Origin of the sequence: Streptomyces auratus, assembly GCF_050433025.1 — a bacterium.
GTDB classification, from domain to species: Bacteria; Actinomycetota; Actinomycetes; order Streptomycetales; family Streptomycetaceae; genus Streptomyces; species Streptomyces sioyaensis.
This window is the reverse complement of record NZ_JBNGCB010000001.1, coordinates 1,197,561-1,221,243: the sequence shown is the minus strand read 5'-3', so window position 1 is coordinate 1,221,243 and position 23,683 is coordinate 1,197,561. Positions and strand designations below refer to the sequence as shown.

Below are 23,683 nucleotides of genomic sequence, written 5' to 3'. Positions count from 1 at the left end.
GGCAGCGAATGGGGCAGCAGGAGACCGTGGCGACGAGCCTCGCGGACACCGTACGCGAGGGCATCGGCACCGCTCTCGCCCAGGTGGACGCGGATCTGGCGCGGCGCTACCCGGGCGACCCCGGCACCCGGCAGCCGGTCCACACGGTCTACGTCCCCGGCGACGTCTTCGCCGCCGACACCGTGCGCTCCTGGGGCGACCAGGCACTCGCCGCCCTCGACGAGCACGCCCCGGACGCCGCTGCGCTCGCCGCCGTCCTCGGCCTCCCCGACGCGCTCGCCGACGAGGTCCATGACCGGGTCCGCGCCAAGCTGATCCGCGAGCCGGTCGAGGACCTGCGCATCGACTTCGAGGACGGCTACGGCCCCCGCCCGGACGCGGAGGAGGATGAGGCCGCGGCCCGCGCCGCCGCCCTGGTCGCCGCCGCGTACCGTGGGGGCACCTCCCGGCCGGAGGCTGGGGGAGGCACCGCGGCCCCGTACATGGGCATCCGGATGAAGTGCATGGAGGCCGCCGTCCGCGACCGCGGTATCCGCACCCTCGACATCTTTCTCACCGGCCTCATGCGGGCCGGCGGTCTGCCCGACGGCCTGCTGCTGACGCTCCCCAAGGTCACCTACGCCGAGCAGGTCACCGCCATGGTCCGGCTGCTGGAGGCCTTCGAGAAGGCGCACGGCCTGGAGAGCGGCCGGATCGGCTTCGAAATCCAGATCGAGACCACCCAGTCGATCCTGGGGGCCGACGGCCGCGCCACCGTTGCCCGCATGATCGAAGCCGCCGAGGGCCGGGCCACGTCGCTGCACTACGGCACCTTCGACTACAGCGCCTCCTGCGGCGTCAGCGCGGCCCACCAGTCCCTCGACCACCCGGTGGCCGACCATGCCAAGGCCGTGATGCAGGTGGCCGCCGCGGGCACCGGCGTCCGCCTCTCCGACGGCTCGACGAACGTCCTGCCGGTCGGCCCGACCGAACGGGTCCACGACGCCTGGCGGCTGCACCACGGCCTGGTCCGCCGCTCGCTGGCCCGCGCCTACTACCAGGGCTGGGACATGCACCCCGGCCATCTGCCCACCCGTTACGCGGCGGTCTACGCCTTCTACCGCGAGGGCCTGGAGCAGGCCGCGGCCCGGCTCGCGGCCTATGTCGCCAAGGCCGGCGGCGACGTCATGGACGAGCCCGCCACCGCCAAGGCGCTCAGCGGCTATCTGCTGCGCGGCCTGGACTGCGGCGCCGTGGACCCGGAAGAGGTCGCCCGGCTCACCGGGCTTACGCGCGGCGATCTGGACGGGTTGGCGGGGCGGTTGGGGGAGAGGGGCTGAGGGACTGAGGGGGCTGGCTGGGGGCCGGAAGAGGGGCTGAGGGGGCTGGGGGCGGGGCGCGTGGGGTTCGGCACCCCACCTCCCCTCGGCACCCCACCTCCCCTCGGCACCCCACCTCCCCTCGGCACCCCACCTCCCCTCGGCACCCCACCTCCCCTCGGCACCCCACCTCCGATCGGCACCCCACCTCCGGTCGGCACCCCACCTCCCCTCGGCACCCACCTCCCCTCGGCACCCCACCTCCGGTCGGCACCCCTCACCCCCCCACCCCCGAACCCACCCCCGCCCCCTCCCCCGAAGGGGGGAGGGGGAGGGGGCGGGGGAGAGCCGCGCGGCCCCGGCCTCGGCGCCGGGCCGCGCGCCGCCTGCTTGGCCCGGCCGGCCGCCGCCAATTCGGCCCGGCCGGGCTGAGCCTGCTCGGCGCGCGTGGCCGCGCGCCTCTCTGGGGCGTCTCGCCCGGCCGCGCCCCGTCCCTTCCTGCCACCCTCCGCTCGCCTCGCTTCGCCCCGTCCCGCCTGCATCCCGCCCGCCGCCCTAGTTGCCAACACCTCCCGCGACCCGCGCCGTACACAGCGGCATCGCGTTGTCAGTGGCGCGTGCGAGCATGGCTGTGCGTTGATGAAGGACCACGGCGGGGGGAGCCGATGAGGCTGATGTGGGGGGCTGCAAAGGGGCAGTTGACGGTGTGTGGGCGGGCGGTGCGAGCGGTGCCGGCGCGGGTGGCCCGAGTGGTCCGAGTGGCCCGGGCGGTTGGTGGACGGGCCATCAGGTCGGGACGTTCTCGCTCAGTCCTCGGTCGGAGGGATCTCGCCCGAGCCGCGGGCGATCAGACGGGTGGGGATCTCCGTGCGGCGCGGCGGGTCCTCGATGCCGTCGAGGCGGCGGAAGAGCAGCCCGGCGGCCGTCCGGCCCATGCGCGCCGGGTCCTGGGCGACGACCGTGATCGCGGGCCGGACGAGATCGGCCAGCTCGAAGTCGTCGAAGCCCACCAGCGCGACCGGGCGCGGGCGTTCACCGAGGACGCGTACGGCGGTGACGGTGACCCGGTTGTTGCCCGCGAAGAGCGCAGTGACCGGCTCTGGGGCATCCAGCATCGTGGTGGCGGCGGCGCGTACGCGGTCGGGTGCGGTGGAGCCGAGCGACACCCAGGAATCGTCGATGGGCAGTCCGGCCGCGGCCATCGCCGCGCGATAGCCGCGCAGCCGCTCCCGTGCGGTGTGGATCCGAGGCTGGTCACCGATGAAGCCGATCCGGCGGTGGCCGTGCGCGATGAGATGGGCCACCGCGTCCCGGGCGCCGCCGAAGTTGTCGGAGAGCACGGCGTCCGCGTCGATCCGGCCGGCCGGACGGTCCACGAACACCGTCGCTATCCCGGCCGTGATCTCCGGCTCCAGATAGCGGTGGTCGTCGGCGGCCGGGATGATGACCAGCCCGTCCACCCGCCGCGCGCACAGCGCCAGCACCAACTCCTGTTCGCGGGACGGGTCCTCGGCGCTGGAGCCGTTGATCAGCAGCGCCCCATGGCTGCGCGCGACTTCCTCGACGGCGCGGTTGAGCGGGCCGTAGAAGGGGTCGGCGAGGTCCTCCAGCACCAGACCGATGCTGGCCGTACGCCCCTTGCGCAGAATCCGGGCGGAGTCGTTGCGGCGGAATCCCAGGGCGGTGATGGCTTCCTGGACGCGTCGCTCGGTGTCCGGGGTCACCCCCGGTTCGCCGTTGACCACGCGGGAGACCGTCTTGAGTCCGACGCCGGCGCGTGCCGCGACATCCTTCATCGTGGGCCGGGTGCCATAGCGGCGGGACGTGCCCCGCGCGGTGTCGGTCACGGTGTGCGGTCCTGTTTCTCTCGGCGTCGAGGTGTGGCGTCGAGCATAGCCTCTAGACAACGTTGTCAATCAACGGAAGACTGGCGTTCACGCGCCGGGACGATACCCCCGGTTCCCGGGCCCACCAGGAGATTCATCACCGATGCAGACGGACCTCAGCGCAGCGCTGGACATTGGCGGCACCAAGATCGCCGGCGCTCTGGTGGACACCCACGGCAGGCTGATCGTACGGGCGGCCCGGCCCACCCCCGCCGACAAGGACGGGGCGACCGTGATGCGTGCGGTGGCCGAGGTGGTCGGTGAGCTGGCCGCGGGGCCGGAGTGGGCGCGGGTGGCGGCCGTCGGCATCGGCAGTGCGGGCCCGGTGAACGCCGCCGCCGGCACCGTCAGCCCGGTCAACATCCCCGGTTGGCGCGACTTCCCGCTCGTCGCCGGGGTGCGGGCGCTCGTCGGGGAGCGTCCGGTCGTGCTGGTCGGTGACGGTGTCGCGATGACCGCGGCCGAGCACTGGCAGGGCGCCGCGCGCGGCCACGCGAATGCGCTGTGCATGGTGGTCTCCACCGGAGTCGGCGGGGGACTCGTGCTCAACGGCCGGCTGCATCCGGGCCCCACGGGGAACGCCGGGCACATCGGCCACATCAGCGTCGACCTCGACGGTGACCCCTGTCCGTGCGGCGCCCGGGGCTGTGTGGAGCGGATCGCCAGCGGTCCCCACATCGCCCGCCGGGCGCTGGCCAACGGCTGGCAGCCGGGCCCCGACGGCGACACCAGCGCGGCAGCCGTCGCCGCGGCCGCGCGTGCCGGGGACCCGGTCGCCCGCCGTTCCTTCGAGCGGGCCGCCCAGGCGCTGGCCGCCGGGATAGCCGCCACCGCCACGCTCGTCGAGATCGATATCGCGGTCATCGGCGGGGGAGTTGCGGGCGCGGGCGAGGTCCTCTTCGCCCCCTTGCGGGCGGCCCTGCGGGAGTACGCGACGCTGTCGTTCGTCTCGGGGCTGACGGTCGTCCCCGCCCAGATGGGTACGGACGCCGGGGTGGTGGGAGCCGCCGCGGCCGCCGCCCAACAGTCCCGACTGGAAGCCTTCGTTCCGGCGCCGTGACCACACGACGGGGTGCTGGATGCACCCCGTTGCGATGGTGTTCGGCCGCGCGGTGCACGGTGACGCATACGCCCGGCCAGCCCGACGGCGTACCGAGGCGGTGGCGTGCCGAAGCGGCATGTGTACCGAAGCGACAGGGCCTATTGAAGGGGCGGCCCACCGAACCGGCGGTGTACCGAACCGGCGGTGTACCGAAGCGATGGGGCCTATCGAAGCGGCGGCGTTCCGAGGTGGAGGCCTGCGAAGCGACGGGGCTCGCCGAAGGAACGGCCCACCGAACCGGCGGTGTCCAAAGCGACAAGGCCTACCGAAGCGGCGCCGTAGCGAAGCGACGGCGCCCACCGAAGCAGCGGCGTCCCCTAAACGACGCCCACCGAAGCAACGGCCCACCCATGACGCGAAGAGCCGAACGGGCGAACACGCGAAGATGCCGGGCGGGCCGTCCGACCCCACCCGGCATCAACTCAGCTCTCAGCAGCTGAACTTGGCGTCCGCCCAGTCGGCGTGGTCGTAGTCGATCCCGTCCCCGCCGTCGGTCGCGACGAGCCGGACGGTCCGGGCTCCGGTGATCTCGGCGCTGACTGCTGTAGCCGCGTCCGCGCCGGTCACCGTGGCGGTCCTGGCGACCCGCTTGCCGTCGGCCCATACCTCGAAGCCCACGGAGCCCCGGTCACCGGACTCGTCGTCGATGCCGACCTGGGCACGGAACGCGGAGCAGCGTCCGCCCGTGTAGAAGCTCACCGCGCTCGCGGCATGGGTGCCCAGGCCCCGTGCGAAGCCGGTGCCGCCGATGCTGAGCGGTCTGCCGTCCCCCGCCGCACGCTCCCCGACGCTGGTGTTCTTCTCGACCGGGCCCCAGCCGTTGGTGGCGGTGAGCCAGGGCAGTTCGGCGGCGTACGAGGTCCCGGACGGCGGTGGCACCACGACATGAGCCGTGCCGGGCAGTGTCGTGGTGGTCCGTTCGCCGCGGGGTGAGCGGTATCCGGCGGTGAGCGGCACATCGTAGGCGCCGGGCGGGGTGCCGGCCGGTGCGGTGATCTTCCAGCGGGTGGTGAGCGTCTTCCCGCCGGGCAGCGCGCGGGCCGTCGCCGGCGAGGTGGCCTTGAGTTGCCAGCCATGCGGGGCCTGGAGCGTCACCATGAGGTTCCTGGCGGGGGTGCCGCCCAGATTGCGGACGGTCGAGCGGAGGTCGGCGGCGGTGCCGGCCTCGACCAGCGGGGTGTGGTCGAGACCGGTCTCGACGGCCGGCGGATACTCGGCCCAGTGCGGGTCGGCGGAGATCCGGTAGACGACGGTGCCGTGCGGCGGCACGGTCGCGGAGACGGTGCCCGTGGTGTGGGTGTCCCGGTGCTGCCACAGATCGCGCAGCCGGTAACCGGCGGCCTGCGGAAGGCCCGCCTCCCCGGCGGTGGTGGAGATCCGCTGCGGCTGGTCGGTCTCGTTGAACAGCGCCACCGCGCGGTCGCCGCCCGCCAGTTGCCTGACCAGCGTCCAGCGGCCGGACTCGGACGCCAGCACCGTGGCCGGTTTGCCCAGTGCGTCCTGGTCCACGGCGATGAGGTCCTTGTTGGCCAGGATCGTGAAGGTCTCCGGGGTGGCCTTGCGCAGATCGGAGCCGATCAGCAGGGGGGCGGCCATCATCGACCACAGCGAGAAGTGGCTGCGGTACTCGGTGTCGGTCATCCCGCCGTTGCCGACCTCCAGCATGTCCGGGTCGTTCCAGTGCCCGGGCCCGGCGTGCGGCGCGAGCGGCAGATTCTGCTTCGCGATCCCGAGCATGCTCGCCCATGAGTCGCTGATGTCGCCGGTGGTGCGCCACAGATGCCCTACGTCGGACGCCCACTCCCAGGGCTTGTTCTCGCCCCATTCGCAGATGCTGTAGACGATGGGCCGTCCGGTGGCCTTGAGCGCGTCCCGCATGGTGCGGTACCGCTGCTTGGCGTCCACGCCGAGGTTATTGCAGTTGTCGTACTTGAGGTAGTCCACGCCCCAGTCGGCGAACTGCTGGGCATCGGACGTCTCGTGCCCCAGTCCGCCGGGAAATCCGGCCGGGTTGCAGGTTTTGATGCCGGCGCTCGTATAGATGCCGAACTTCAGGCCCTTGGCGTGCACATAGTCGGCCACTGCCTTGATGCCGTGCGGGAAACGCCGGGGGTCGGGCACGAGCTTGCCCGCCCCGTCGCGGGTGGGCAGCGCCCAGCAGTCGTCGAGATTGACGTACTGGTAGCCGGCGGCCTTGAGGCCCTTGCTGACGAAGAGATCGGCGATGCCCTTGACCATCTCCTCGTTGAACTCCGCCCGGCACTCGGTGGAGTTCCAGTTGTTGAAGCCCATCGGGGGCGTCTTGGCGAGCCCGCCGGGAAGCCGGGGTGCGGTGGTGCCGCCGCTGCGGGCGGTGCCGGGGCCCGGAGTGTCGGGCGTACGGGCCGCGGCGGGCAGGGCGGTCACCCCTGCCGTACACAGCAGTGCGGCGGACAGCGCTCCGACGATTCTTCGGTGACCTCGCCGGTGGGTGGTGCGGATATGAACGCGCATGCTTCGCGTCCTCCGTCTTCACGAGAGAGAGGTGTGGTGGGGTCGCGACCGGTCGCTGGCGAGTGTTTACGGTAGAGCTTGTTGGAGTCTGTTGGAAGAGGGGCGGTGATGGTTCCTCTGTCGCCCCCAAAGTCCGTGACGTTCCCCGCCGTTCGGGCGAGATCTCGCCACGTGCGTTCGGTTATGTTTGGTTCCGCCTGCTCGCCTGGCGCGCCGCCTGCCTGCCCCGAGCTGCCCCGACCTCTCGCCACCTCGCTGTACGGGGGGTGAACAAACCGCGGGATACGGCAATTTCTCCCTTCCGCGTCCTCTCTCCGTCGCCTGCCACCGACAGGCATGCGCCGACTCCGGCCCGAGCGCATACTCGTTCTCCGCCTCCGCGCCGGTATCCGCACCCGCGTCTGCACCCTGGCGAATTCCACGCGGGCCCCGCCCCGGGAATTCCTGATAGCCGCAATCGGCGGCGGATAAGGTGTGTCCGGATGCAGTACCGGCAGGTCACTCTCCCTCCGTACGTCTTCCGCGCACTCACCGCCCTGGGGCCAAGCAATTCCCCTGGAAGGGCAACGAATTCCTCCCAGGGTCAGGCATTTCCCTGCAGAGGGGGGCGAACTCCGGACACCGGTATTCCTGCTCCTCCGGCGGCATTTCCTCGCCGGTCGCCGGCCCTTGAGGCGGGCAAAGCGTGGTGGACCGTGCGGAACCGGCCGTCGGCCGTCCACGGGCCGCCGTCATATGCGCGCCGCCTGGGGCGACGCGGCGGGAATCCGGTATGCGGGGGAGGGTTTCGGTTCTGGAGGGGCTGGGGAGCGCTTGTTTGCCGGGGGCTTCGCGGCGGGGATGCGGTGACCGGCATCCTCCGCGCGGTGCATTTCGCGATCGGCTCGTCCACGGGTGCGCGAAGTCTCCCTGGCCGCGCCGTTGGTCGAATGCGCAACGTTCCCGGTCCTGTACGCGGCCCCTGGCCCCGGACTTTCCGTGGCAGGGTGTGCCGGGCAACTCACCTGGGTCTAGGGAAGAGGGGAAACCGTGATCGTCTGGCTGAACGGCACGTTCGGTGCGGGCAAGACCACTGCGGCTCAAGAATTGCTCGACCTGCTTCCCGGAAGCACGCTCTACGACCCCGAACTCCTCGGCAGCGGACTGCGGTTGATGCTGCCGGCCAAGCGGTTCGAGGAGATCGACGACTATCAGGATCTGCCGGCCTGGCGGCGCCTGGTCGTGGACACCGCCGGGGCACTGCTCACCGAAGTGCCGGGCCCGCTGATCACGCCGATGACACTGCTGCGGCAGGAGTACCGCGACGAGATCTTCGGCGCCCTCGCCGCCCGCCGGATTCCCGTACGGCATGTGCTGCTGCATGCGGAGGAAACGATCCTGCGCGCCCGAATAGCCCACCGTGCGGACGCCGCCGAGGACACCGAGGCCGCCGCGTCGACGCGCCGGTGGAGCCTGGAACACCTGGGTCCGTACGCCGACGCCCTGCCCTGGCTCCAGGACGACGCCCATGTCGTCGACACCACCCGGCTGACGCCCCGGCAGACCGCCGAGCGGGTCGCCGAGGCCGTACGCACCGGTGCCGGCGCCTGCGACATCGTGCAGACCCCCGAACCGACCGCCGAGACGCTCGCGGCCGGGGTGCTGCTCTTCGACGACCAGGACCGCGTGCTGCTCGTCGACCCGACCTACAAGGCCGGCTGGGAATTCCCCGGGGGCATCGTGGAGCGCGGGGAGGCACCCGTCCACGCCGGGGTGCGGGAGGTCGCCGAGGAGCTCGGCATCGAACTGCCCCGTGCGCCCCGGCTGCTCGTACTGGACTGGGAAGCCCCCAAGCCGCCCGGTTTCGGCGGTATGCGGCTGCTCTACGACGGCGGCACCCTGACCGACGAGCGGATCAGCAAGCTGCTGCTGCCCGGCTCCGAACTGCGCGACTGGCGCTTCGTCACCGAGACCGAGGCCGAGAAGATGCTGCCGCCGGTGCGCTGGAACCGGCTGCGCTGGGCGCTGCGCGCCCGCGAACAGGGCTGTCCGCTCCACCTGGAGGCGGGCGTCCCCGTCGGCTGACGCACCCGCCGGAGGATCGGGCGCCGCGCCCCGGCCGGCCGCGGCGCCCGTCCGTCCCTGCGGGACGCAGGACCTCAGACGCGGCTCTTCGCGTACTGCCCCAGGAACAGCGCCTCCGCCAGCGAGAGCCGCTCCAGTTCCTGCGGCGAGACGCTCTCGTTGACCGCGTGGATCTGCGCCTCCGGCTCGCTCAGCCCGATCAGCAGGATCTCCGCGTCCGGGTAGAGCCCGGCCAGGGTGTTGCACAGCGGGATCGAGCCGCCCATGCCGGAGGTCTGCATCTCCTCGCCGTCGTACGCCTCCTGCAGCGCCGCCGCCATCGACGCATACGCCGGGCTGCTGGTGTCCGCGCGGAACGCCTGCCCCTGCCCGACCTGCTCGACCGCGACCCGCGCACCCCACGGGGCGGCGCCCTCCAGATGCGCGGCCAGCAGCTTCGTCGCCTCGGCCGCGTCCGTGCCCGGCGGCACCCGCAGGCTCACCAGCGCCCGCGCGCCTGCCTGGACGGACGGCGTGGCACCGACCACCGGCGGGCAGTCGATGCCGAGCACCGTGACGGCCGGACGCGCCCAGATCCGGTCCGCGACGCTGCCGCTGCCGAGCAGCCCGACCCCGTCCAGGACCTTGGCGTCCTTGCGGAAGTCGGCTTCCGGGTAGGCCAGGCCGTCCCAGGTGGCGTCGGCGGCCAGGCCCCGGACCGTCGTCGAACCGTCCTCGGCGCGCAGCGAGTCCAGGATCCGGATCAGCGCCGCCAGTGCGTCGGGGGCCGCGCCGCCGAACTGGCCGGAGTGCAGATTGCCCTCCAGGGTGTCGACCTGGACCCGTATCAAGGTCATGCCGCGCAGCGTCGCGGTCACCGTCGGCAGCCCGACCCGGAAGTTACCGGTGTCGCCGATGACGATGGCATCGGCGGCCAGCAGCTCGGGGTGCGCCTCGGCGTAGCGCTCCAGACCGCCGGTGCCCTGCTCCTCGGAACCCTCCACGATCACCTTGACGTTGACCGGCACACCGCCGTGCTCCTTCAGCGCGCGCAGCGCCGTCAGATGCATGATCAGGCCGCCCTTGCAGTCGGCGGCGCCGCGGCCGTACCAGCGGCCGTCGCGCTCGGTCAGCTCGAACGGCGGGGAGACCCAGGCGGCCTCGTCCAGCGGCGGCTGCACGTCGTAGTGCGCGTACAACAGGACCGTCGGGGCGCCGGCCGGGCCGGGCAGGTAGCCGTACACGGACTGGGTGCCGTCGGGGGTGTCCAGCAGCGCCACGTCCTGGAAGCCGTCCGCCCGCAGTGCCCCGACGATCCACCGGGCGGCCGCCTCGCACTCGCTCCGGGGGAACTGGGCCGGATCTGCCACCGACTTGAAGGCCACCAGCTCGGCCAGCTCGGTCCTGGCACGCGGCTGCAGTGCGGCGACGGTGTGTGCGAGCGGACTGTCAGACATGGAACGCTCCTGGTGGGCGCGGCGTTGTGCGTACGGGCCGTCCGGACCTTGTGAGCCGGACGGGCCGGACGTACGGACATCAGTGCCCCCGATCTTCCCACAGGCCCCGCGCACAACAGGGGCCCGTAGGATGCGGGCGGACGCGCAGCCAGGCATGGAACGGGAGCAGACGTACAGGTGAGCAGCGAGCGGGCAGCGGAGGACAACGAGCAGGTGTGGGACGTCGTGGTGGTGGGCGCGGGGCCTGCGGGCGCCTCGGCAGCGCATGCCGCGGCGTGTACGGGACGCCGGGTGCTGCTGCTGGAGAAAGCGGACCTCCCGCGCTACAAGACCTGTGGCGGCGGCATCATCGGCCCCTCGCGGGATTCGCTGCCGCCCGGCTTCGACCTGCCGTTGCGCGACCGGGTGCATGCGGTGACGTTCTCGCTGAACGGCCGGCTCACCCGCACCCGCCGCTCCAAGAACATGCTGTTCGGGCTGATCAACCGCCCCGAGTTCGATGCCCGGCTGGTCGAGTCGGCCCAGGACGCGGGCGCCACGGTCCGTACCGGCGTCACGGTCGCGCGGGTGGAGCAGCACGGTGCCGAGGTGCCGGACCGGCGGACCGTCGCGGTGGTGCTGGGCGACGGCGAGGTGGTGCTGGCGCGTGCCGTGGTCGGCGCGGACGGCAGCTCGGGCCGTATAGGGGGTCACGTCGGGGTCAAGGTCGACCAGGTCGACCTGGGCCTGGAGGCGGAGATTCCGGTGCCGGCGCCGGTCGCCGAGGACTGGGCGGGCCGGGTGCTCATCGACTGGGGACCGATCCCCGGCAGCTACGGCTGGGTGTTCCCCAAGGGCGACACCCTCACCGTCGGCGTCATCTCCGCGCGTGGTGAGGGCGCGGCGACCAAGCGCTATCTGGAGGACTTCATCGGCCGGCTGGGCCTGGCCGGTTTCGAACCGAGCATCTCCTCGGGGCATCTGACGCGCTGCCGCGCCGATGACTCCCCGCTGTCCCGCGGCCGGGTGCTGGTGTGCGGGGACGCGGCCGGGCTGCTGGAGCCGTGGACCCGGGAGGGCATCTCCTTCGCCCTGCGGTCCGGGCGGCTCGCGGGCGAGTGGGCGGTGCGGGTCTCCGAGGCGCATGACGCGGTGGACGCCCGCCGCCAGGCCCTCAATTACGCCTTCGCCATCAAGGCCGGCCTCGGGGTGGAGATGGGCGTGGGCCGCCGGATGCTCCACGTCTTCACCCGCCGCCCCGGCCTGATGCACGCCGCGGTCACGGGCTTCCGCCCGGCCTGGCACGCCTTCGCGAAGATCACCCGCGGGACGACCACACTGGCCGAGATCGTCCGCACCCGCCCGGTGGCGCGGCGGGCACTGGAGGCGATGGACCGGGGGTGAGCGGCGGCCTTTGGGGGTCGTCGCCGGACGGGGGCGGGCGTACGGCCCTCGTCGCGCTCTGGGCAGCCGGGCGGTGACCAGGCATGCCGTGCCGTCCGCCGCGTCCTCCCGGCGGTAGGTCGTACTCCCGGGAGAGTACGGCCGGCCCCTGCGCCGGGCTGACGCCTGGGGGCCCCGTCGCGGTCTAGCGTGACCGTATGGAGAACGCACGGCCGACGTGGGCGCGGCGCTGCTTCGGGCCGTGGTGGGCGCGGTGGCCGGCGGCCATGCCCGGGGAGCGGTGGGGCCGGTCGGGCACCCGGCTGCCCTGGCTCTCGACGCTGGTCGTGGCAATTGCCGTGACGGTGGGCTCGGGCTTCGCCGGGCACAAGCAGCCCGGCCGGGTGCCGGTGGACTCCCTCGCCCGGGCCCTGCTGATCGGGGGCGCGGCACTGCTGCTCTACCGGCACCGTTATCCGCGTGCCGTCGCCCTCGGCACCGCCGCCGTCACCGCCGTCTACCTTGCGGCCGGCTATCCGTACGGACCGGTCTTCCTCCTCCTCGCGCTCGGGGCGTTCTCGGCCGTGGTCGCCGGGCATCGCACGGTCGCCTGGTGCGCGCTGGGCGGGGTGTGGGTCTCCCATGTGCTGGTCGCCCACTGGCTCTACGCCCTGCTGCCCCCGCACAAGGGGCCCGGCTCCTGGGATCAGGAACTGCTCGCCCTCGTCTGGGTGGTGGCCGTGATGGCCCTCTCCGAGCTGGTACGGGTGCGCCGTGAACAGCTGGCCAGGGCAGGTGCGGAGCGTGCCGCCGCGGAGCGGCGCAGGGCGGACGAGGAGCGGCTGCGGATCGCCCGGGAGCTGCATGACGTACTCGCCCACAGCATCTCCGTCATCAACGTCCAGGCGGGCGTGGGCCTGGCGCTGCTCGACCAGGACCCGGAGCAGGCGCGGACCGCGCTGACCACCATCAAGGACGCCAGCAAGGAGGCGCTGGGCGAGGTGCGCCAGGTCCTCGGCACCCTGCGTACCCCGGGCGACGCGCCGCTCTCCCCGGCGCCGGGGCTCGATCGGCTGCCCGAACTCACCGAGCAGGCACGGCGCGCCGGTCTCGCTGTGGACATCAGCACCGAGGGTGCCCGGGCCACCCTGGCACCCGGGACCGATCTGGCCGCCTTCCGTATCGTGCAGGAGGCGCTCACCAACATCGTCCGGCACTCCGGCTCGCGCACCGCCCGGGTGCTGCTCCGCTACCTCCCCGGGGTGCTGGAGATCCGGGTCGACGACGACGGACCGGCGACCTCCGGCGCGGGCGAGCCGTCCGGCGGCGGCAACGGTCTGGTCGGGATGCGGGAGCGGGCGGCCGCCCTGGGCGGCACCGTCGAGGCGGGTCCGCGTCCGGACGGCGGGTTCCGGGTCCGGGCGCGCATCCCGCTGGCCGGGACGCACGATCCGGGCCGGGCCGCGGATGCGGATACGGTGACCCCGGCCGCCACCGAGGAGGAGTCGTGATCCGGGTACTGCTCGCCGACGACCAGCTGCTGGTCCGGGCCGGATTCAAGGCGCTGCTGGACGCCCAGCCCGATATCGGGGTGGTCGCCGAGGCCGCGGACGGAGAGCAGGCGCTGGCCGCCGCCCGCGAACACCGCCCGGACATCGTCCTGATGGACATCCGGATGCCGGTGGTGGACGGCCTGGCCGCCACCCGCCGGATCACCGGGGACCCGCGGCTGGCGGAGGTGAAGGTCGTCATGCTGACCACCTTCGAGCTGGACGAGTACGTCTTCGAAGCACTCCGCTCCGGCGCCTCCGGCTTCCTGGTCAAGGACACCGAACCGGACGAGCTGCTGCGGGCCGTGCGGGCGGTCGTCGCCGGCGATGCGCTGCTCTCGCCCGGTGTCACCCGCCGTCTGATCGCGGAGTTCGCGGCCCGCTCCAAGGAGCCGGCCGCGGCCGGTGCGCTGTCCGAACTGACCGAGCGGGAGCGGGAGGTGATGGCGCTGGTCGGCATCGGCCTGTCCAACGACGAGATCGCCCGCCGGCTGGTCGTCAGCCCGCTCACCGCCAAGACGCATGTCAGCCGCACGATGGTGAAACTGGGTGCCCGTGACCGTGCCCAACTGGTCGTGCTGGCCTATGAGTCGGGGTTGGTGCGGCCCGGCTGGCTGGGCTGACAGCGGGCGGGGGTTGGGTTGCGGGCACTTCCGGTGGGCTGGTGGCCGAGGGAGCGGGGATCGGCGGACCCGTGCACCCGGTGGATCGGCGGACCGGGGTGCCCCGCCCGCCCGGGACCGCTGGCCGGTGGCGGCCCGGGCGCGTGACCCGTCCGCCGGCCTCCCCGCTCACATGCTTCCCTGCTCCATGCCCCCTTGCTCGGATGCCCTGCCTCAGATGCCCCCCTGCTTCCGCCACAGCTCGGGCAGCGTCTCATCGCCCGTGATCGTCAGCGTGTCCCACGGCAGACGGTTCCACAGGGCGAGATACAGCTCCTCGGCCGGGCCCTCGATCGTGCAGTCCACCGGCTTTCCGGTCTCCGGGCTGTCGGCGTCCGGGGCCGTACGCACGGTGCGCGGCGGGGTGTCGGAGAGCTGGACGGTCCAGTCGGCGCCGGGCGCATCCGTCGCGCGCAGACGCAGCGTGCGGGGGCGGTCCGTACGGACTCTGCTGCGGTCGCTGGAGTGAAAACCCGTCAGGATTTCATCGATGCCGTCGGCGGCGAAGGCGGACGGGAGGGGGGTGAGGGAGGCGCCGGCCGCCTGCTGGGCATCGGCGCGGTGTACCGAGGTCTCGTGTGCCTGGCGGCGCGCCCAGAACGCCAGCGCTGACGGGGCGGGCAGAAACGTCCAGGCCGTCAGGTCCTGCGGGGCGGAGTCCAGGGCCAGGACGAGGTGGTGATGGCCCTCGCGCAGCCAGCTGACGAGTTCGCCGTCGGCCAGATCGGGAGCCTCGGGGAAAGAGCCGGGCTGCTCCTTCCCCTGCGTCACGAATTCCGTCGCCCACCGGTGGACCCGCCCTATGTGGCTGACCAGATCCCGCATCTGCCACTCGGGACAGGCTGGAATCCGGGCATCCGGCCCCGCCTCCTCGGCGGCATCGGCGAGCAGGCTGCCGTCCAGTCGCAGTGTTTCGACGAACTCGGTGATCTCCATGCCCCTGAGTGTGCCAGCCGGCACTGACAACGGACCCGCGCGGGTCCGGCCGCAGTCGGCCCGCGCATGGTCCACCGGCACCGGCGTCACCGCGCTGACCTGCACCGCGACCGTCGTTGTGGGCTCAACCACCCGCCGGTCGCACCGGATTGGGTGACCCCGCAGCACGCCGCGCGGGAGGGGGTGCCGTCACGCTTCCCGCGTCACCCGGCGTCCGGTGTGATGCGCCCCGCGGGTGGCGTACGCGATGACCGCCGCGACCGCGGCCAGCAGGGCGACCGTGGTCAGTGCGAGGGGCAGTCCGGCCGCTTCGGCGAGGAAGCCGATGGCGGGCGGGCCGAGCAGCATGCCGCCGTAGCCGACCGTGGAGGCCACGGCGACCCCGTCCGGCCCGCCGGTCTCGCCGGCGCGGGCGATGGCGATGGGAAAGATGTTGGCCAGCCCCAGGCCCGCGACGGCGAAACCGGCACCGGCCGCCCAGACCGTCGGGGCGAGCGCCCCCAGCAGCATGCCCGCGGTCGCCGTCGTGCCGCCCGCGATCAGCGCCCGCGCCGCGCCGAAGCGCTGGACGACCGCGGTTCCGGACAGCCGTCCGAGGGTCATCGCCAGCGCGAAGACGGCATATCCGGCGGCGGCCGTCCCGGGGCCGGCGGCCAGGTCCTGGGTGAGGTGCAGCGCGCCCCAGTCGGCCATCGCCCCCTCACCGTAGGCGGTGCACAGCGCGATCAGGCCGAAGACGACGACCAGGCGTCGCCCCCGCCCCTCGTGCCCACTGCGCGGCCGGCTCTCCTCGGTCGTTCGCCGCTCGGGGACGACCGGTGCCGGGTGGATGCGCAGCGAGCGCCCCGCGACGGCCGTCACCAGCAGTCCGACCACGGCGAGGAGCGAGAGGTGGACGGTGGCGGACAGGCTGCCCGCTACCAGCCCGCCGAGCCCGGCGCCGAGCATCCCGCCGAGGCTGAAGGCGGCGTGGAAGCTCGGCATCACCGGGCGCCGCAGGGCGCTGATGAGATCGACGGCGGCGCTGTTCATCGCGACGTTGAGCGACCCGTAGGCGGCGCCGAAGACCAGCAGGACCAGGCCCAGCGCGGTGGCAGAGTGGGTCAGCGGCGGCAGCACGATGCTCAGGGCGAGGGCGGCCGCCGAGGCGATGGTCACGGTGTGGCTGCCGAACCGCCGGCACAGTCGCCCGGTGAGCATCATGAAGGCGACCGCGCCGGCCGACACGCCGAGCAGCGCGAGTCCCAGGGCGCCCGCGCCGGCGCCGGTCTGCGCCTTGATGGCGGGGATCCGGACGACCCAGCCGGCGAAGAGGAAGCCGTCCATGGCGAAGAAGGCCGTGACGGCGATGCGGAGACGGGTGAGGTGTGGATCGGCGGGGAGCGGGTCCCGGTGGGTCGTCAGGGCCGCCCGTATTTTGTTTAGTGTCGGCACAAAGCCAGAATAGAGGGGTGACCCAGACTCGGACAACCAGGTTGGAGCGGGGCCGTGGCGCCCTCGGACCCGCACTGGAGCTCGTACACACCGGACGCGCGCCCACCCGCGCCGTCCTGACCTCCGAACTCGGCGTGACCCGCGCCACCGCGGGGGCGGTGGCCGCCGAGCTCGAAGTGCTCGGCCTGATCACCGTCGACTCCCGGCCGACCGCCTCGGCAGGCTCCCAGGGGCGCCCCTCCCACCGGCTGTTCGTCGCCGAGAACGGACCGGTCGTGCTCGCCGCGCAGATCCACGCCGACGGATTCCGGGTCGCGCTGGTCGGCCTCGGCGGCCGGATCGTGGCGACCTCGACCGGCTGCGGTGCCATCCCCGCCGACCCGGCGCACGTCCTCGCCGATGCCGTCGGGGCGGGCGCGGAGCTGCTGCGCGAGACCGGCCGGCGCTGCCTGGGGGCCGGGCTCGCGGTGCCCTCCGCGGTCGCCGAACCGGACGGGGAGGCCCTCAACCCGCTGCACCTCGCCTGGCCCGCGGGCGCCCCCGTCCGCGAACTGTTTCTGCGCTCGCTCGCCGCTGCCGGCATCCCGGGAGTCACCGACGCGATCGGCTTCACCGGCAACGACGTCAACCTCATGGCGCTCGCCGAACACCGCCACGGCGCCGGCCGCGGCGCCCGCGATCTGCTCTGCGTGGCCTCCGGCCACCGCGGCGTCGGCGGCGCGCTGGTGCTCGACGGCCGTCTGCACAGCGGCAGTTCGGGCCTGGCACTGGAGGTCGGCCATCTGACGGTCAACCCCGAGGGGGCGCCCTGCCACTGCGGCAGCCGCGGCTGCCTGGACGTCGAGGCGGACCCGCTCGCCTTCCTCGGCGCCGCGGGCCGCGAGCCGGGCCCCGAGGTCTCCCTGCTCCAGCAGGCCACCGATCTGTTGCGGGACGAGTACGCCGATCCGGGTGTCCGCGCCGCGGCCGATCTCCTCATCGACCGCCTCGGCCTCGGCATCGCCGGGCTCGTCAACATCCTCAACCCCGACCGCATCGTCCTCGGCGGGCTGCACCGCGAACTGCTGGCGGCCGACCCCGAGCGGCTGCGCGCGGTGGTCGCCGACCGCAGCCTGTGGGGCCGCAGCGGCGGGGTACCGATCCTGCCCTGCAGCCTCGACCACAACAGTCTGGTCGGCGCGGCGGAGCTGGCCTGGCAGCCTGTGCTGGACGATCCGCTGGTCGTCCTCGCACGGTAGGGCCCGCCGCCGGCCGGACGCTCTAGGCTGCGCGCATGATTCCCGAAGCGGTCGCGCGCAGCCCGTACGTCAGTCTGGTCACCTACCGCAGGAACGGCACCCCGGTGGCCACCCCCGTCTGGGCAGTGGCCGAAGGGAGCGAACTCCTGGTGTGGACGCGGGAGGACAGCGGGAAGGTCAAGCGGCTGCGCAACGGCGCGCGGGTGACCGTCACCCCGTGCGATGTGCGCGGGCGTATCGCCGCGGGCGCGCAGAGCGTCGAGGGCACCGGCCGGCTCCTGGAGGGAAGTGCCGGGCTCGGCCGGGTGCGTACGGCGATGGCGCGCAAATACGGGCTGCGGTTCCGGCTGATGGACGGCGTCGGCGCACTGGTGCGTGGCGGGCGGCGGCCCCATGTGGGGATTTCCGTCACGTTGTAGCCGGCGCGTCCGTTGCCCGGCCCGGGGGCGAAGTCCGGCCCGCATGCGGAGTCCGCGCCCAGGGGGCGGCGAAGGCGCGCGCCGGATTGGCGGTCAGAAACTGCGTCACCAGGTCGGCGCCCAGGGCGATTTCGAGCCGTTTCCGGTGGCGGCTGAGCAGATGCGGCATGCCCGGGCCGCCGTTCACCGACCGGGCATCGGCCGTCGTGGTGTCGCCGCCCAGCAGGATCCGGTCGGCGAAGCCCGCCCCGGCCAGCGCGGCCAGCGCCTCGGGCAGCCGCCAGTCGGTCGCATGATGGGCCCGCGAGGGGCCGTCGAACGCCAGATACGCCCCGGCCCCGGCGGCCGCCCGGTGCACCACGAGGTCCGGTGCGCGGTTGAGATGGCCGAGGATCACCCGGTCCGGCGGAACGGCCAACTCACCGCAGAGCAGGTCGAGCACGTCCAGCGCGCCGGTCCCCAGCTCCAGATGCACGCCGATCGCGGCGCCGGTCGCCCGCTGGGCCTCGGCGGCCGCGGCCATGGTGTACCGGGCGTGCCGGTCCAGCCCGTGGAAACCGCCCGCGACCTTGATCATCCCGGCCCGGGGGCCGGTGCCGCCGATCCCCACGGTCAGCTCGGCGACGAACAGTCCGGCCAGATCGGCGCGGACCCGCTCCAGCACCTCAGGGGCGTAGTGCACCGCCTGGTGCAGCCCGGTGGCGGCGACGATCCGCACCCCCGACTCCCGTGCCAGCCCCGGGAGTTCGGCCGCGCCCCGGCCCATGCCGTACGGCGTCCACTGGATCACCGCCGCGCCGCCGGCCGCACGGAAGGCTCCGAGCTCGGCGGCCGCGGCCCCGGCGTCGTCCAGCTCCTGCCCCGGCAGCCGGGGGCTGCGCAGGAAGAGATGGTCGTGGGCGTTGCAGACGCCCAGGTCCTCGGGGGCGATGTCGCCGAGGACCGTACGGACGGCGGGGACGGCCGCCCCGTGCGCGGTGGCCGGGGTCACCACTGCCGCCCCGCACCCAGCCGCCCGGCCTCCGGGGCGGACAGATGCAGCACCTGGAAGCGCTCGCCCGCGGACCCGGGGGAGGCGTCCGCCCACAGGGTGAAGTGGACCAGCTCCCAGTGGTGCGGATCGAGGCCCAGTGCCGTGGTGTGCACCCCGTCCGTTGTGGCCAACTCCTCGTGTGCGGCCGCCGCGGCTGCCACGGCGGCGGCCGCGTCGGCGTCGCCGGGGAGCGTTTCGGTCCGCCGGGTGAAGGCGCGGGGGAGGGTGCCGGCGGCCGGGCCCCGCCGGTGGAACAGCCCCTGCCAGTGCCGTACGTCCGGCCGCCCGAAGTCGCGGACCACGCCGCGGAATCCGTCCCCGAGCAGGAAGCGGTTCATGGCCTCCGGGGCGGCCCACAGGTAGAACGGCCCGTACTGGTTGACCGGCGCACCGTCGACGCCGCGTGCGCGGATGCCGTACGCCTTGAGGCCGAGCCCGGCGTACTCGTCCAGGAGGTGGCCCCTGGACTTCACCCGGTCCCGGATGATCTGCATGTCGTAGTCGGCGGGCAGGGTGATGGCGTACTGCATGGCGTGCATACGGACTCCGTAGGGGGAGGGGGAGGGCTTCAGCCGGCGGCGGGCGTGGCCTGCGCGGCGAGCAGCGCCAGCACGCCCTGGACGGCGGCGTCGAAGGGGGCGGTGTCAACGGCGGCGCGGGCCAGGACGTAGCCGCCCTGGACGACGGCCGCGACGGTTGCGGCGCCGGCCACCGGATCCAGCCCCGCGGCCAGTTCGCCGCGACGCTGCCCCTCGGCGAGGACCTCCGCGATCCGGCCCCGCAGCCAGCCGAACATCTCGTCCAGCGGCTGCCGCAGCACGGGGCTGTGCACCACATCGCGGTCCTGGGTCATCCGGCCGATCGGGCAGCCGCGCAGCACCTCCCGCTCGCGCAGCAGATAGGCCGCGACCCGGTCGTACGCCGTACCGGGGCCGGTCAGGCACTCCTCGGCGGTCTCCGTCATCTCCTCGGCGGTCCGCCGGATCGCGGCGAGGGCGAGCTCGGACTTGCCGGTGAAGTGGTGGTACATGCTGCCCTGGCCGACGTCCGCACGTTCCAGGATCGCCTTCGGGCTGGTGCCGACGTACCCGCGCTCCCACAGCAGTTCCTGGGTACTGCGCACCAGTCGTTCCCGGGTACCGGGCCGTTCCTGGCGGCCGGGCCGCTTCCGAGTGCTCATGGGCGGACTGTACATACTAGTAGTTACAGCGGGCAAGAGCGGGCGGAGCGGAGTGCGTCGGCGTGACCGGAGCAGACCTTCCCGCCCCGCGTACTTCCTGCGGCGTACGAGCGAAGCCGCTGGCCGTACGACGACCGGCGGCGCCCGGGGAGCGAGGCTCGAAGGAGACCGGACACACCGGTCTCGCGGGGACCGGTGGCACCGGCCCCGCCCCCTTCCACCGAGGAGTTGAGGGCGATGTTCACGCTCGCCGCACCCTGGGCCGGCGGCGGCCCGGGCCCCTGGATCCTGTTCGTGCCCGTGATCTGGGCGATGGTCATCTTCGGTGTGGTGACGCTGCTGCGCCGCACCGTGTGGCGGCACGGCGGGCCCCGCGGGCACCTCCGCGGCCCGCAGCTCTCCGCCCGTACCGATGCCCCCTCACCCCTCGCCGTGCTCGGGCGGCGCTTCGCCGCGGGCGAGATCGACGAGGAGGAGTACTGGCGCCGGCTCTCCGTCCTGGAGGAACACTTCGCCACGGGGTCCAAGGGGGGCGCGGCCTGACCGCCGCCGTCGGCGCCCGGAAGGGCGGACGGCCGGCCCCGCCGCGACCGGCCGGGCCTGCCGTCCGCCCGTCAGCCGACCTTCGTGCCCCGCATCCGGGCGCGCGGACCGGCGTCCGCCATGGGCAGGGGCTCTGGGTACGCGCGGTCCGTGCACGCCTCTTCGGGCGCGGTGGTCAGCGCCGGAAGGGTGAACCACACGACCTTGCCGCTGCCGTCCGGGCGCATCCCCCAGCTCTCGCTGAGCGCCGCGATCAGCGCCAGCCCGCGGCCGCAGGTCTCCCAGCTGCCGGCGGCCCGCAGCCGCGGCAGCCGGGGATCCTCGTCATGCACCGAGACCGTCAACTGATCTAGGAGCACGCGGAGTTCCACGGTGCACTGCTTGCTGGGGCGGGCATGGCGGTGGACATTGGCGAGGAGTTCGGTCACCCCGAGCGCAGCCGGGTCTATCAAGGCGTCGAGACGCCAGTACCGCAGCTGCGCGGAGACAATTCTGCGCACATGTCCGATGCGAGCCGGAACGGCTTGGAGCTCCACCGTGCAATGCCTGCTGGGCTGCCTGATCACGACCGCGACTCCCTGATGAGGCCGGGCGCCCCTCGTACCGGGCAGGGGCGAAGATCGGATCCAGCGATGCCGGCTGCACCACAGCGTCACCGCTGGTGAACCCTCAGTGATACGAGTACAGGGTCATCCAGTCGGTGCGCTCCCGCAACCGCACGTCCCGGCCGGAAGGGGCCGTCAGGTGCGCGGCGGACGCGCCGCTTCCAGCGCCTTGAGGAAGAGCTCCGGTGCGCCGAGGGTGAGGGAGTAGCGATGGCCGTTGAGCGTGGCCAGTGCCCGGTCCCGCGCTGCGAACAGCGGCTTGTGGGCCTGTACCGCCTGTAGGGGGGCGCTGTCGATCTCTCTGCCGTAGCTGGTCAGCAGCGCCAGTCTGCCGTCCTGGATGACGACCTGTCCGGCGCGGGTCAACGACCGCAGCCACCGTTCGATCCGTACGCCGGTCGCGTTGAACTCGGCCTCCGCCATGCCGGCACCTCCTCGGTGAACGGGCAGCTGCCCTCCACCGCCCCTTGGGGGAAGTCTGCCGGTCCGGCGCCCGGTGCACCAGTCTCCCCGGCGCGCAGCGCGCACAACAGCACCGCCCCAGGGCCTCCTTGGGGTATCTCAAAGTGATGTTTATGCAGGTGAGGAGGTTGCGGCGGGGGTTATAGTCGGAATCGGCCCGCCGTTGCGCGCGGGTTTCCCCAGCCCCTTGAGGAGTGCGCCGGTGAGCACCGCACAGGAGCCCCAGAACCGGCCCGACCGTGCGGCCGCGGCCGCGGCCCCGATGCCGACCGTCGATGTCGACCGCACGGATCCGGACTACCGAAGCTGGCTGAAAGAAGCCGTTCGCAAGGTGCAGGCGGATGCCAACCGTACGGCCGACACCCACCTCCTGCGCTTCCCGCTGCCCGAGGAGTGGGGGATCGACCTCTACCTCAAGGACGAGTCGACGCACCCCACCGGCAGCCTCAAGCACCGGCTGGCCCGCTCGCTGTTCCTCTACGGGCTGTGCAACGGCTGGATCCGCCCCGACAAGCCCGTCATCGAGTCCTCCAGCGGCTCCACGGCCGTGTCCGAGGCGTATTTCGCCTCGCTGATCGGGGTGCCGTTCATCGCGGTGATGCCGGCCACCACCAGCCAGGAGAAGACCCGGCTGATCGAGTTCCACGGCGGCACCTGCCATCTGGTGGACGACCCGCGGACGGTCTACGAGGTCTCCGCCCGGCTCGCCGCCGAATCCGGCGGTCACTACATGGACCAGTTCACCTACGCGGAACGGGCCACGGACTGGCGCGGCAACAACAACATCGCCGAGTCGATCTACCAGCAGCTGCGGCTGGAACGCTATCCCGAGCCCGCCTGGATCGTGGCCACCGCGGGCACCGGCGGCACCTCCGCGACCATCGCCCGCTACGTCCACTACATGCAGTACGACACCCGCGTCTGCGTCCCCGACCCGGAGAACTCCTGTTTCTTCGACGGCTGGCTCACCGGGGACGCCAAGACCGACTGCGCCACGGCCTCGCGCATCGAGGGCATCGGGCGGCCGCGGATGGAGCCGAGCTTCGTCACCGGCGCGATAGACCGGATGATGAAGGTGCCGGACGCGGCCAGCATCGCCGCCGTACGCGCCCTGGAGGCCGCGATCGGCCGCAAGGCGGGCGGCTCGACCGGCACCGGGCTGTGGAGCTCCCTGCGGATCGTCGCGGAGATGGTCGCCGAGGGCCGTACGGGGTCCGTCGTCACCCTGCTGTGCGACCCCGGCGACCGCTACCTCGACAAGTACTACTCCGATGCCTGGCTGGCCTCTCAGGGGCTGGACATCACGCCGTACGCGCGCACCCTTGAGGAATTCCTCGCGACCGGCGTCTGGCCCGCCTGAGCCTTCCGTCCGGCGCGCCTGCGGCTCCCGTCCGGCTCGTCTGTGCCCTCCGGCTCGTCTGCGCCCTGGGGCGGCCCGCGCCGGACCAAGGCGCCTCAGGCCCTGGCGAGCCGGCGGTCCAGGGCCCGCGCCGACTCCCGGAAGGCGCGGCCCAGACCGGGCCGCGCCAGCGTCAGCAGCAGGCGGAACGGTGCCGGGCCGTCCGCCGCGAACGTCCACCGCAGCCGGGTGCCGGCGCCCGCCGGTGTCAGCCGCCAGTCCTCCAGCAGCGCCCACAGGCCGGGGGCGTTGGTGGTGTCGACCCGGTAGGCGTACTGCGCACCGGGCTCGGCCACCAGCACCGTTTCGGCGAAGCGGGTGCCCCCGGTCAGTCGTACCACCCGGCCCGTGCCGTCCAGCGTCGGCGCCGACCGGGACACCCCCGTGAACCAGCTCGACCAGCCCGCCACATCCTCGGCCAGCGCCGCATAGACCGCCTTCGGCGGGGCGGTGAGCTCCGCGGCGAACGCCAGCCGCAGCGGGGCGGAGTGAGCGAAGTCGAGTCCGACGGGGCGGAGTTGGCGTGCCATGGGAGAGCTCCCTGGGAACGGTCGGCGGACCGGGGTGCCCCGGCGCGGCAC

At 73.2% G+C, this 23,683-nt stretch carries 21 protein-coding genes; 10 read left to right on the top strand and 11 right to left on the bottom strand.

Annotated elements, in window-relative coordinates; all coding sequences use genetic code 11:
- Positions 1-8 precede the first annotated feature (8 nt).
- Positions 9-1,319, top strand: coding sequence for a DUF6986 family protein (locus BKA18_RS05080; protein WP_366045121.1), 1,311 nt, complete (start codon positions 9-11; stop codon positions 1,317-1,319).
- A 785-nt stretch (positions 1,320-2,104) separates the two neighbouring features.
- Here BKA18_RS05080 and BKA18_RS05075 read toward each other — a convergent pair.
- Positions 2,105-3,145, bottom strand: a complete 1,041-nt coding sequence (locus BKA18_RS05075) for a LacI family DNA-binding transcriptional regulator (RefSeq protein ID WP_366047542.1) — start codon at positions 3,143-3,145, stop codon at positions 2,105-2,107.
- 142 nt (positions 3,146-3,287) lie between these two features.
- Here BKA18_RS05075 and BKA18_RS05070 point away from each other — a divergent pair, with 142 nt between their 5' ends.
- Positions 3,288-4,244 carry an ROK family protein gene (locus BKA18_RS05070; RefSeq protein WP_366047541.1) on the top strand — a complete coding sequence of 319 codons (957 nt, stop codon included), beginning with the start codon at positions 3,288-3,290 and terminating at the stop codon, positions 4,242-4,244.
- Between the two features lie 471 nt (positions 4,245-4,715).
- Here the strand turns inward: BKA18_RS05070 and BKA18_RS05065 are convergent, their stop codons facing one another.
- Positions 4,716-6,779 (bottom strand): NPCBM/NEW2 domain-containing protein, encoded by a 2,064-nt coding sequence (locus BKA18_RS05065; RefSeq protein WP_366047540.1) that lies wholly within the window; start codon positions 6,777-6,779, stop codon positions 4,716-4,718.
- A gap of 1,029 nt (positions 6,780-7,808) precedes the next feature.
- Here BKA18_RS05065 and BKA18_RS05060 point away from each other — a divergent pair.
- Positions 7,809-8,843, top strand: coding sequence for an NUDIX hydrolase (locus tag BKA18_RS05060; RefSeq protein WP_366047539.1), 1,035 nt, complete (start codon positions 7,809-7,811; stop codon positions 8,841-8,843).
- A gap of 74 nt (positions 8,844-8,917) precedes the next feature.
- On the opposite strand, the gene BKA18_RS05055 is transcribed toward BKA18_RS05060, so the two are convergent.
- Positions 8,918-10,279 (bottom strand): dipeptidase, encoded by a 1,362-nt coding sequence (locus tag BKA18_RS05055; protein ID WP_366047538.1) that lies wholly within the window; start codon positions 10,277-10,279, stop codon positions 8,918-8,920.
- Positions 10,280-10,456: 177 nt separating this feature from the next.
- Between BKA18_RS05055 and BKA18_RS05050 the strand changes: the two genes are divergently transcribed.
- The 3 genes from BKA18_RS05050 to BKA18_RS05040 all read left to right on the top strand — a co-directional run bounded on the left by BKA18_RS05050 (position 10,457) and on the right by BKA18_RS05040 (position 13,814).
- Positions 10,457-11,662 carry a geranylgeranyl reductase family protein gene (locus BKA18_RS05050; RefSeq protein WP_093482115.1) on the top strand — a complete coding sequence of 402 codons (1,206 nt, stop codon included), beginning with the start codon at positions 10,457-10,459 and terminating at the stop codon, positions 11,660-11,662.
- Between the two features lie 197 nt (positions 11,663-11,859).
- A complete protein-coding gene (locus BKA18_RS05045) occupies positions 11,860-13,152 on the top strand; it encodes a sensor histidine kinase (protein WP_429638165.1) in 1,293 nt (430 codons plus the stop codon).
- Positions 13,149-13,814, top strand: a complete 666-nt coding sequence (locus tag BKA18_RS05040) for a response regulator (protein WP_366047537.1) — start codon at positions 13,149-13,151, stop codon at positions 13,812-13,814. The genes BKA18_RS05045 and BKA18_RS05040 overlap by 4 nt, the downstream gene beginning before the upstream one ends.
- 213 nt (positions 13,815-14,027) lie before the next feature.
- Here the strand turns inward: BKA18_RS05040 and BKA18_RS05035 are convergent, their stop codons facing one another.
- A complete protein-coding gene (locus BKA18_RS05035) occupies positions 14,028-14,789 on the bottom strand; it encodes a maleylpyruvate isomerase family mycothiol-dependent enzyme (protein WP_366047536.1) in 762 nt (253 codons plus the stop codon).
- Positions 14,790-14,978: 189 nt separating this feature from the next.
- Positions 14,979-16,223 carry an MFS transporter gene (locus BKA18_RS05030; protein ID WP_366047535.1) on the bottom strand — a complete coding sequence of 415 codons (1,245 nt, stop codon included), beginning with the start codon at positions 16,221-16,223 and terminating at the stop codon, positions 14,979-14,981.
- A gap of 17 nt (positions 16,224-16,240) precedes the next feature.
- Here BKA18_RS05030 and BKA18_RS05025 point away from each other — a divergent pair, with 17 nt between their 5' ends.
- Together BKA18_RS05025 and BKA18_RS05020 are read left to right on the top strand one after the other, a co-directional pair.
- Positions 16,241-17,461 carry an ROK family protein gene (locus tag BKA18_RS05025; protein ID WP_366047534.1) on the top strand — a complete coding sequence of 407 codons (1,221 nt, stop codon included), beginning with the start codon at positions 16,241-16,243 and terminating at the stop codon, positions 17,459-17,461.
- Positions 17,462-17,496: 35 nt separating this feature from the next.
- Entirely contained in the window at positions 17,497-17,880 is a 384-nt protein-coding gene (locus tag BKA18_RS05020; RefSeq protein WP_366047533.1) for a PPOX class F420-dependent oxidoreductase, read from the top strand.
- On the opposite strand, the gene BKA18_RS05015 is transcribed toward BKA18_RS05020, so the two are convergent.
- Genes BKA18_RS05015 through BKA18_RS05005 form a run of 3 tightly spaced genes read right to left on the bottom strand, consistent with a single transcriptional unit; the run spans position 17,870 to position 20,093 of the window.
- A complete protein-coding gene (locus BKA18_RS05015) occupies positions 17,870-18,874 on the bottom strand; it encodes a phosphotriesterase family protein (protein ID WP_366047532.1) in 1,005 nt (334 codons plus the stop codon). The genes BKA18_RS05020 and BKA18_RS05015 overlap by 11 nt on opposite strands.
- Entirely contained in the window at positions 18,868-19,452 is a 585-nt protein-coding gene (locus BKA18_RS05010) for a DUF4865 family protein (protein WP_366047531.1), read from the bottom strand. The genes BKA18_RS05015 and BKA18_RS05010 overlap by 7 nt, the downstream gene beginning before the upstream one ends.
- A gap of 29 nt (positions 19,453-19,481) precedes the next feature.
- Entirely contained in the window at positions 19,482-20,093 is a 612-nt protein-coding gene (locus BKA18_RS05005; RefSeq protein ID WP_366047530.1) for a TetR/AcrR family transcriptional regulator, read from the bottom strand.
- Positions 20,094-20,330: 237 nt separating this feature from the next.
- On the opposite strand from BKA18_RS05005, the gene BKA18_RS05000 reads away from it, so the two are divergent.
- Complete coding sequence (locus BKA18_RS05000) at positions 20,331-20,636, top strand: SHOCT domain-containing protein (RefSeq protein ID WP_366047529.1); 306 nt, start codon at positions 20,331-20,333, stop codon at positions 20,634-20,636.
- A gap of 71 nt (positions 20,637-20,707) precedes the next feature.
- On the opposite strand, the gene BKA18_RS04995 is transcribed toward BKA18_RS05000, so the two are convergent.
- Complete coding sequence (locus BKA18_RS04995) at positions 20,708-21,202, bottom strand: ATP-binding protein (RefSeq protein WP_147246606.1); 495 nt, start codon at positions 21,200-21,202, stop codon at positions 20,708-20,710.
- Positions 21,203-21,376: 174 nt separating this feature from the next.
- Positions 21,377-21,664, bottom strand: a complete 288-nt coding sequence (locus tag BKA18_RS04990) for a hypothetical protein (RefSeq protein WP_006607324.1) — start codon at positions 21,662-21,664, stop codon at positions 21,377-21,379.
- A gap of 301 nt (positions 21,665-21,965) precedes the next feature.
- On the opposite strand from BKA18_RS04990, the gene BKA18_RS04985 reads away from it, so the two are divergent.
- Positions 21,966-23,063 (top strand): PLP-dependent cysteine synthase family protein, encoded by a 1,098-nt coding sequence (locus BKA18_RS04985; RefSeq protein WP_366047553.1) that lies wholly within the window; start codon positions 21,966-21,968, stop codon positions 23,061-23,063.
- A gap of 95 nt (positions 23,064-23,158) precedes the next feature.
- Here the strand turns inward: BKA18_RS04985 and BKA18_RS04980 are convergent, their stop codons facing one another.
- Positions 23,159-23,632, bottom strand: a complete 474-nt coding sequence (locus BKA18_RS04980; protein ID WP_366047528.1) for an SRPBCC family protein — start codon at positions 23,630-23,632, stop codon at positions 23,159-23,161.
- Positions 23,633-23,683: the final 51 nt, after the last annotated feature.